Origin of the sequence: Thiohalocapsa sp., from assembly GCF_019695415.1 — a bacterium.
In the GTDB taxonomy this organism is placed as follows: Bacteria; Pseudomonadota; Gammaproteobacteria; order Chromatiales; family Chromatiaceae; genus Thiohalocapsa.
In genome coordinates, this window is sequence record NZ_JAIFKJ010000183.1 from 1 (window position 1) to 7,016 (window position 7,016).

6 protein-coding genes and 1 pseudogene are annotated in these 7,016 nt (G+C 64.8%); 2 read left to right on the top strand and 5 right to left on the bottom strand.

Annotated features, from left to right (window positions below):
* Both I6U14_RS05055 and pta read right to left on the bottom strand, forming a co-directional pair.
* A partial coding sequence (locus I6U14_RS05055; protein ID WP_296897396.1) for an acetate/propionate family kinase occupies positions 1 to 809 on the bottom strand: 809 nt, incomplete at its 3' end.
* 38 nt (positions 810 to 847) lie between these two features.
* Complete coding sequence (gene pta / locus I6U14_RS05060; protein WP_296897397.1) at positions 848 to 2,974, bottom strand: phosphate acetyltransferase; 2,127 nt, start codon at positions 2,972 to 2,974, stop codon at positions 848 to 850.
* Between the two features lie 187 nt (positions 2,975 to 3,161).
* Between pta and I6U14_RS05065 the strand changes: the two genes are divergently transcribed.
* Entirely contained in the window at positions 3,162 to 3,602 is a 441-nt protein-coding gene (locus I6U14_RS05065) for a hypothetical protein (protein WP_296897399.1), read from the top strand.
* A gap of 224 nt (positions 3,603 to 3,826) precedes the next feature.
* On the opposite strand, the gene I6U14_RS05070 is transcribed toward I6U14_RS05065, so the two are convergent.
* Positions 3,827 to 4,351, bottom strand: coding sequence for a zinc ribbon domain-containing protein (locus I6U14_RS05070; protein ID WP_296897401.1), 525 nt, complete (start codon positions 4,349 to 4,351; stop codon positions 3,827 to 3,829).
* Between the two features lie 108 nt (positions 4,352 to 4,459).
* Positions 4,460 to 5,548 carry a threonine-phosphate decarboxylase CobD gene (gene cobD / locus I6U14_RS05075; protein WP_296897403.1) on the bottom strand — a complete coding sequence of 363 codons (1,089 nt, stop codon included), beginning with the start codon at positions 5,546 to 5,548 and terminating at the stop codon, positions 4,460 to 4,462.
* A gap of 372 nt (positions 5,549 to 5,920) precedes the next feature.
* Between cobD and hemP the strand changes: the two genes are divergently transcribed.
* Entirely contained in the window at positions 5,921 to 6,013 is a 93-nt protein-coding gene (gene hemP, locus I6U14_RS18245; protein ID WP_367115626.1) for a hemin uptake protein HemP, read from the top strand.
* A 282-nt stretch (positions 6,014 to 6,295) separates the two neighbouring features.
* Here hemP and I6U14_RS05080 read toward each other — a convergent pair.
* A pseudogene (locus I6U14_RS05080) lies at positions 6,296 to 6,769 on the bottom strand (ISNCY family transposase); the annotation flags it as partial.
* Between the last annotated feature and the right edge of the window lie 247 nt (positions 6,770 to 7,016).

A 7,016-nucleotide genomic window follows, 5' to 3' on the forward strand; every position in this document is an offset into this window, starting at 1 on the left:
AGGGTGTCGTTATCGAAGCCCAGGTGCCGGCAGAGATAGAAATGCACAGCCGGGTCGATGTCGCCGCAGCGTGAGCCCATCACCAGCCCCTCCAACGGCGTCATGCCCATGGAAGTATCCACGCTGGCGCCGTCACGGATTGCCGTCGCGCTGGCGCCATTGCCCAAGTGCAGCGTGATCAGGTTGCACTGCGACAAGGGCTTGTCGAGCATCCGCGCCGCCTCCTTCGCGACATAGTGATGCGAGGTGCCATGAAAGCCGTAGCGGCGGACGTGATGCTCGCGGTACAGGTAGCCTGGGATGGCGTAGCGATATGCGGTGCGAGGCATGGTCTGATGGAACGCCGTGTCGAACACCGCCACCTGCGGCACACCGGGAAACAGCTCCCGAGCCACCAGGATGCCGTCGAGGTTGGCCGGGTTATGCAGCGGCGCCAGGGGGATCATCTGGCGGATGGCGGCGATGACGTCGTCGTCCACCAGCGTCGGCGCGTGAAAGGCCTCGCCGCCATGCACCACCCGATGCCCGACGGCGCCAAGCTCCTCGATCCCGCCCAGGACGCCGCTCTCCTTGAGCGAGGCGACGAGACGCTCGATACCGGCTTGATGCGACGGGATCTCGATGGCCTCATCCCGCATTCTCTGCTCGCCGTCCCCATCGGTCCAATCGAGGCGCAGGCTTGCGGACCCCTCACCGATGCGCGTCGCCGCACCGCTGGCAGCCGCATGCCAGTCACTAGACCCTTCATCGACGGCAAAGAGCCGAAACTTGATAGACGAGCTGCCGGAGTTCAGCACCAGTATCTTCATCCGCGACCTCTGCCTGATCTGCTCTGCCACCGCGGTGCTCAGCCGGTCGCGACGGCAGGCTCGGCCACTGCCGACTCGGCTGCGGCCGTCTGCGCCTGTATGGCCGTGATGGCGACGGTATTGACGATGTCGGTGACGGTGCAGCCCCGACTCAGGTCGTTCACGGGCTTATTCAGACCCTGCAGCACCGGGCCGATCGCCACCGCACCGGCGCTCCGCTGCACGGCCTTGTAGGTGTTGTTGCCGGTGTTGAGGTCCGGAAAGATAAAGACCGTCGCTTGGCCGGCCACTTCGCTGTCGGGCAGCTTCGACCGGGCGACGCTGGCATCGACAGCGGCGTCGTACTGAATCGGGCCCTCGATCTTCAGGTCAGGACGACGCGCGCGCGCGATCCTGACGGCCTCGCGCACGCGCTCCACGTCCTCGCCCTTACCCGAGGCCCCGGTGGAGTATGACAGCATAGCCACCCGCGGCTCGACGCCGAAGGCCGCCGCCGTTCCGGCAGAGGTGATGGCGATATCGGCCAGCTCCTCTGCGTTCGGATTCGGATTCACCGCACAGTCGCCATAGACCAGCACGCGGTCCGCAAGACACATGAAAAAGACGCTGGACACAAGCTTGGTGTGCGGCTTCGTTTTGATGGTCTCGAACGAAGGCCGAATGGTGTGCTGCGTGGTATGCGCGGCACCCGACACCATGCCGTCGGCATCGCCGGTATAGACCATGAGCGTGCCGAAGTAGCTGACGTCCTCCAGCGCGTCGTGGGCCATCTGTGCCGAGATACCCTTGTGCTGGCGCAGTTGATGGTAGAGGGCCGCGTACTCCGCGCGCTTTGGCGAGGTCACCGGATCGATGATGACAACATCCGAGAGCCGAAGTCCAAGCTCATCGATCCGACGATGAATTTTGTCAGGATTGCCGAGCAGCGTCAGGTCGGCGACACCGCGCAGGATCAGGATCTCCGCCGCGCGCAGGATGCGCTCGTCCGTTCCCTCCGGCAGGACGATGTGCTTGCGGTCTGCCTTGGCTCGGTGCACCAGCTGGTACTCGAACATGAGCGGCGTCATGCGCTCGGTGCGGTGCACCGCGATGCGCTGCTGCAGGTCCTTGACCTCAACACTCTGCTCGAAGAGACCAAGCGCGGCGGCGATCTTGCGGTCATCGCCCGGGAGGATCGTGGACTCCACCCCGTTCACCGCGAGCGCCGTCTGAAAGGTATCGGCCCCGACGCTCAAAATGCACACACGCGTGCGGCGCAGACCGGCCACGAGCCGCTGCACATTGGTCGCCGGCTCCAGACCGCCCGTGAGCAGGAGTCCAGCAACCCTGGGGAAGGATGCGGAGACGTCGGCGGCTAGACTCGCCAGGATGATGTCGCTGCGGTCGCCCGGCGTGATGATCAGACAGCCATCCTCGATATAGTTGAGGAAGTCAGGGATCTCCATCGCCGCGATCTTGTAATTTGTCACCACCTGGTTCAACGCGTCGTCATCGCCGCACAGGCACTCCCCACCCAGCAGCTTACTGATTTCGCCGATGGTGGGCTTGGACAGCGACTCCATCTCCGGCAGCACATACAGCGTCTGTTTCGCCGACAGCACGGCGCGGGCGCGGCGCTTGATCGGCTCCACGAAATCCGGATCGACGCCATTGACGATGGTCGCCAGCAGATCCCCGCCGCGATCCACCATTGACTCATGGGCCATGTGCACGGCGTGTAGGGCTTCGTCTGGACTGCGCCCAAAACCCTTCACGACGACGACGATGGCACAGCCGAAGTTGTTCGCAAGGTCCGCGTTGAAATCGAATTCCAGGGATGGCACCAGCCCGTCGTAGTCGGTGCCGGCGCAGAGCACCATGTCGCACTCTTCTTCCAAGAGCATGTACTTGTCGAGGATGCGCTTCAGCAGGTCATCGTAGCGGCCGGCCGCCACCAGCTCGCTCGCCTGCATCGCCGTGCAGCCGTAGAGGCGCTCGGCGGGAAACGGGAGGTCGTAGCGCCGCCGCACGAGGGTGGTGAGATCGTCCTCGTGCACGTCGCGGCTGACGATAGGACGGAAGAAGCCCACGCGCCGATTGATGGCAGACAGCAGCTCCATGAAGCCCAGAACCACGACGGACTTACCGCTGCCGGAGCCGGCACCGGCGATGTAAATACTCTGCATATCGCTTCGACCCCGTGTTGAGAAAATGCGCTCGGCGCGCACCAAAGACGCTGGTGGCGCGGATGATGCCGCATGCCGGTTGGTGGCGAGGTTACCCGCTCTTTACAGGGCTCTGGGTGAAGACCAAACTACAATCGAACACCCAAGGTGGACACCCGCCGACTAGATCTGCGAGAGGGCAAGCAAAATGCGTGCACGAATTCGCATTGCGCCGGCCGCCGGGCTGGTCGCCACTGGTGCTCTGCTGGCGGCGGCTGTCGCCGCGCCCGCGCCCGCTGCGGCCCAATCCAGCGTCTACCGCTGCACAGCTGCAGATGGCAGTATCGAGTTTCGCCAGCACCCCTGTGCGCGAGGAGACCATTCCGAGACGCTCCAGATTCAGGACAACCGCACCGGCTGGCAGCCCCCGCAGCCGGGCTCAGCCCCAAAACCGAAGAGCCAGAAGGCCCGCAAAGGCGCCACAAGTACCTCACCGCGCAAGCAGCACGTTGAGCGCTGTTGGAAGAAGCGCCAGCAGATCGCGCGGATCAATAACGAGCTTCGGGCAGGCTACAAGCCCGCCCGCGGCGAGCGCCTAAAACGCCGCCGGCGTGAGTTGGAGGCCTACCTGAACGAATTCTGTCGCTGAGGCTCACACCAGGCGCTTAGCCCCCTCCGGCCCCACTTCCGCCAGCCGACCATGGAGGCGGGCATGAGCGTTCTCCACACCCTGGCGCGGCAATCCGGCGCAACGGCGAGCCCCGTGATTGCCCGAGCGAAGCGGCAGCCCAGGTTGCCGAGGCCATCCGAGCACCCATCAGGCAACGGCATAATGCGGCGCAGGTCTGCACGACGGCCGATGCCGCCGATAGATCATTTGAGTGGATACCAAGTGTCATCGTCCCGACGCGGCGGCAGCAGTTCCCGGCGCAACGCACGCAGACTGGTTGCACCGCCGGCTGTGAGCCCGGCAAAAGGATCTTCGGCGTCCAGCACATCGGCGTACTCCGCCTCCAGCTGGTCCGGGTCCTCCCCGGCCTCCATCCGGCCCATCATCTCCGCCATCGCGTCCCCGGGCTTGAGTCCCGCGGCGGCGAACAGTTTACGCATGACACGCGCCGCCTGCTTCGGATCGTCCTCATCGATATTTTCCAGCTCGCCGGACATGGCGGCCATGGCCTTCATCATGGCGTCCTCATCCATGCCAGCCGGCAACCCTTCCTCACCGCCCTCCGCCTCGTCGCCGCGGCCTTTGGAGATAGCGAACATCGAAGCGCGTCGGTCGAGGGCTGGGCGGCGGCATCTCGGGCACGCGGGCTGAGTTTCGGTATCCACCCGACGTGAGAAGAAGTTGTAGATGGCGTGGCAGTCTGGACAGTAAAACTCGTAGACGGGCATGGCGAGTGACCTGTGGACACCTTAGGGAGACGACGATTTGCGATGCCCGCGATTTAAGCCCCGTGGCGCGCTTCGGGCAAGCCCCCGAACGCACCACCATCGGCCCAGTCACCGCAGCACGGCGGCCAACGCCTCGAGCAGGCTCGCATTCTCGTCCGCAGTACGCACGGCCACCCGCAGCCAGCGCCCGTCGAGGCCCACGTAGTCATCACAGGTGCGGACAGCGATATGTCTGCGCCGCAACAGTGCCTCGGCTACCTCGACACCCGTCGGTGCGGTTTCCGGCAACCGCCACAACAGGTAGTTCGCCGCACCATCGACCACCTTCGCCCCAAGGTCGCGCAGTCCAGCGGTGAGCGTCTGCCGTTGCGCGCGGATCAGGCGCCGCGTCCGCTCACTGTAATCGGGCAGGGACGCATCGGTCAGCACTGCGACACCGACCGCCTGAGCCGGGGTGCTCACGGACCAATCCGGCAACAGGCGTCTCCCGGCCGCCGCCAACGTCGGAGCCAGTACCGCATAGCCGAGCCGCAGACCGGCCAGCGCAAAGAACTTCGTCATGGAGCGGACGACGATCAGGTTCTCGAGCCCCAAGTACACGCCCGACGCCGCCGCCTCCGCGAAGTCGATAAACGCCTCATCAAGCGCCCACCAGACCCCCGGCCGCGCCGCGACCGTCGCGGCGACGGCATCCATGTCCAGTAGGCGGCCGGTCGGGTTGTTCGGGTGGCCAAGCCACACGAGATCACCGTCGCGCGCCATGGCTGCCAGAGCGGTCAGATCCACCAAGAAGTCATCCCGCGCCGTCAGCGAGAGCGATACGATCTCGAGGCCCCAAACCTTCGAAGCGCGCCGATAGTCCAGGTAAGACGGAGCCGTCATCACCACACGCCGGGCCCCGAGCAACCGCGGCAGCCACCAGATCAGCTGCTCGGCGCCATTACCGGGCAGGACCCGCGCCGGCGGGAGATCCAACGCCGTGCCGATCGCCGCGCGGAGTGCGGTGCAGTCCGGATCCGGGTAGTCCCCCAGAGCCTCTATGCACTCAACCAGGGCTGTTCGCGCCGCCGGCGGCATCCCGAGGGGGTTGATGTTGGCGCTGAAATCCAGGAGATCCGTCGGCAGACAGCCCGCATGCAGCGCGAGCGCGCGCCGATCACCGCCGTGGGCCGGTCTGCCCGCAGCACCTGCCGTCACGTCGGCGCGCGTGTGTCAGCGAACCCGCTGCACCCGGAAACGATAGTATTGCGAATCACTCGCATTACGTTTACTCTTCACAACATCGCAGCCGTCGCTGCTGAAATGGCGCGCCTACCAAGCCCGACTGGGCCAAATCGGGCGCAGATGCTGCCCCACGCCGCATACGGCCGCCGGCACCGCTGCGCCGTACGGCGCTCGCAACGAACGGCAGCGCACCGCGAAAGCCCCAACACCGCAAAGCAGCCGAACTGCACAACCACCGCAACGCCCCACCGGAGACAAGCCATGCAACAAACCGCGCAGTCCGTCGCAGGCATCCGCTCCAGGACACCGCAGCCAGCCCCGCGCCGACTCACCAGCGATGAGCTCATGCAAGGCGAGCGTCGCATCGTCATCGAGCACGGTGACGCCCGTTATACCCTGCTGGTGACGCGCAACGACAAACTGATCCTCGTCAAGTAGCCGCCACTCGGCCTCTACCGCTGTCCAGCTCGGCACGGACTCCACCGCGACACAAAGCCCGTGTGCCGCGCAGCAGAACCCGCGCTCGGCCATGCGGCTCAGTCTACGCCGCATGGGCGAGGACTCCATTGAGCTGCAACGTTTGCACAAAAAAGGGGTCACGCTCCCGCGTGACCCCTTGATTCTGTTGGCTCCCCGAACTGGACTCGAACCAGTGACCCACTGATTAAAAGTCTGAAAAAAGCCCGAAGGAGTCACTGTGCGCTTCAAGCCCTTCGCCCGGGCCTTTTTGACCAGGGCATGACCGGCGTCCACCACCACTCGGTTGATACGCTCGAGCACCTCCGGGGTGAACAGCCGCAGGTTGTCCTTGAGCGTCTGCACGTGCCACCGGGTGTCATCCGTCCAATCGGCGTGCCCGAGCATCTGACGCAGCGTCTTGTGCTCGTTGGCCAATTCGGCAATGCGGTCGTAGTCGGCATTGAGCCCCAGGCGCAGCACCCCGAGGACCAGGATCTGCCATTGCGACATGCCGGGCCGACCGGTCTCGACGCTCACCGCTTCGCCATCGTCAGGGCGTCTCGGGACCACCTCCACGAGGATCTCGAACACCGCCTCGCGCAGCGCCCGGGTGGTGTAGATGTGCTGCAGGCCGCGCAACAGGCGCGGGATGTCGTCGCGGGACTTGGCGCTGATCTCGATCGCACCAATGTCAACCTCGCCGAGCTCCATTTGCCGTTTGATGATCTCGCGCATAATGAGTCGGGAATGCAGATTCCGAGACGAAGTTTGAATGCAAATCAGGTCGCAGGCTTGGCTGTGCATAGCGGCCTGCGGCGCAGCGTAATACAATCAGACACTTAATCTGCGCTGCCAGCGGCACTCCGAGTTGGCAACCCTGATCTTCGACCAAGGGAAGCGCCGATTTATTGGCGCTTCCCGTGCGGAGCAGGACGCCCCGCCATTTTCAGCGACCCAAGTCGCTGAAAATGAAGGAGCCGGG